2 protein-coding genes are annotated in these 2134 nt (G+C 43.9%); one reads left to right on the forward strand and one right to left on the reverse strand.

What is annotated here, in order from left to right; all coding sequences use genetic code 11:
- Positions 1 to 636 (forward strand): hypothetical protein (locus tag C7K08_RS13690; RefSeq protein ID WP_206603874.1); only part of this gene is annotated, 636 nt, incomplete at its 5' end.
- A gap of 535 nt (positions 637 to 1171) precedes the next feature.
- Here the strand turns inward: C7K08_RS13690 and C7K08_RS13700 are convergent.
- Positions 1172 to 2134: DNA recombination protein RmuC (locus C7K08_RS13700; protein WP_106501083.1), on the reverse strand; the 963-nt coding region annotated here is incomplete at its 5' end.

Below are 2134 nucleotides of genomic sequence, written 5' to 3' on the forward strand. Positions count from 1 at the left end.
GATGGGGACTCTTCGACTGACTTCTATTTTTACTACGAGAACGGAAAGCCAGTTGGGAAAGAATTCCTACCTGAGGAACTCAAGGGCCTAACTTCATTGCACGACATCGAAGAGAAGTTCGCCTCTTCTGATCTGCCAAGGATCGTCGACACCTCGGATGTTGATTCAGTTTCAGCAGCTACAGAAGCATCCAAGGCTTTAAGAGAAATCGTTATTGATTATCTCGATGAGCTCAAGGAGTGTACTCAGAATGAACGCTCATATAAGGTCCGTCCTGACTATGGTCCATCTAAATTTTATTTAGATTGGTCTAAGCCTGAAGGGAAGGGTGGTCAAATGGGATACGACTCCTCAGTTCAGTCCTTGATAACTTGGATATTGTACGAAAAAGGGATTATGCAGAGTGCATTAACTGATTATGAATATGACGAGTTAAAAGAAAGACTTGCAGAAGAGCCTGACCAGCTTTGGATTCCAAGTGACGGCAACAGACGTGATTGGATGAATGAAGTATTTAAGTATTCAATTGAATATCTTGCATATGTACTGGATGAGCATGGTCTTGACGTTCAATCGTTCATTCAATATGGCCAATACAAGCCTGGCAAGTTACCTGAACTGCAGATTGACGTCTAAGAGATTGTCTCTGCAAACTTGGTCCTAGCTATTCCTCCAGGTTGGATTCTATGCCGGAAATTCAGTACCAGAACATCTTCGGTCAATGGGTACACTACACAAGCATGGCAAATGAAGCATCGGCGTACAAAACTGCGCAAAAACGCGCAAATCAATCAGGTAAGCGATATCGCCTGGTTGACGAGAATGGAAGGCTATTAGACATCATCGACCCAGCTTGACATTCGCCTTGAGTTTTCTATAGCGGCTCAAGTGAGCCGTTTTTTTAATGGTGATTCCCAAATGAATGAACTACGAACTCAAGTTCAACTAATCATGGACAATGGCATCGACAGGATGTATTTTTTGGTCGACAGGGACCAAATTGATAACGCAACTTGCTTGTACCACGAGTTTAGGGAGTGGCTTGACGAATCTATTCTTGAGCATGATGTCCTTTCATTCAGACTCGATACCTAGGACAACAAAAGATAAGATTAAAGCCTGGATTTGAGACACGTGCAAGGCGGCCAATACTTTAGCCAATCCAGGGACTTCATTGATTTTCCTCCTCATTTATTGGTAGCTTTACAATGGTGTCAACCGAGTCAATGCTTGATTGCTTCATTTCCATCCCTCCAAGTTCTGCAAACTTCTTGGATTGAACAAGAAGCCTTCCATTGTAGGATCCAACTGATGAATTGTAATCGTCATTTAATTGCCTTAGACGTAACCCAACCTTCGCCAACAATTCTGAGAACTTAAGGAATCTTTTGTTGAGTTCAACCGCCATATCCTTAATAGCATGAATATTTTCTGCGACACCCTGTTGTTGGATTGTCAGGGAGAGTCCCTTAAGGATAGCGAGGAGGCTAGTTGGGAATGTGACAATAATGCTCTTTTCAAATGCGTATTCAATCAGTCCAGGGTCGGTTTCCAATGCGATAGAAAGAGCACCTTCAACCGGAATGAAGAGGACAACACCTTCAATGATCTGCCCTGTGCTGCGCATTCTTGACACGTAATCTTTTTTGCTGAGTGCATCAATGTGTTGGCGAACCTTTTTTGTATGATCGATTAAGGCGATCTTTTTTTGGCTCTCATCGGTTGCCTGCATCGCATCTAGATAGCTGTCTAGGGGAGCCTTCGAGTCGATGATTAACTTCCTGTTGCCAGGAATGGTGATCACACAGTCTGGTCGTGATGCACCGTCTAGATCCGATACATGAACCTGCTCATCAAAGTCACAGTACGGAATAAGCCCTACAAATTCAAGAATGCGCTTGAGATTAATTTCACCCCATCTGCCTTTGACGTTTGGGGATCTGAGCGCACTTGTAAGCTGCTGGGCCGCACCCTGCATGTCTGCACTGCGCTGGATCAGATCTCTTGTTGTGCTTTGAAGAACATCTAACCTCTGTAGACTGTTCTTTTGCAGTTCCTCGACCTTTGCTTGTAGTGTCTTGACCTGCAGCGTAAAGGGCTCAGTCAGAGAGGTCTTAGTAGTATTTACCAACTC

This window comes from Synechococcus lacustris str. Tous (assembly GCF_003011125.1).
In the GTDB taxonomy this organism is placed as follows: Bacteria; Cyanobacteriota; Cyanobacteriia; order PCC-6307; family Cyanobiaceae; genus Synechococcus_D; species Synechococcus_D lacustris.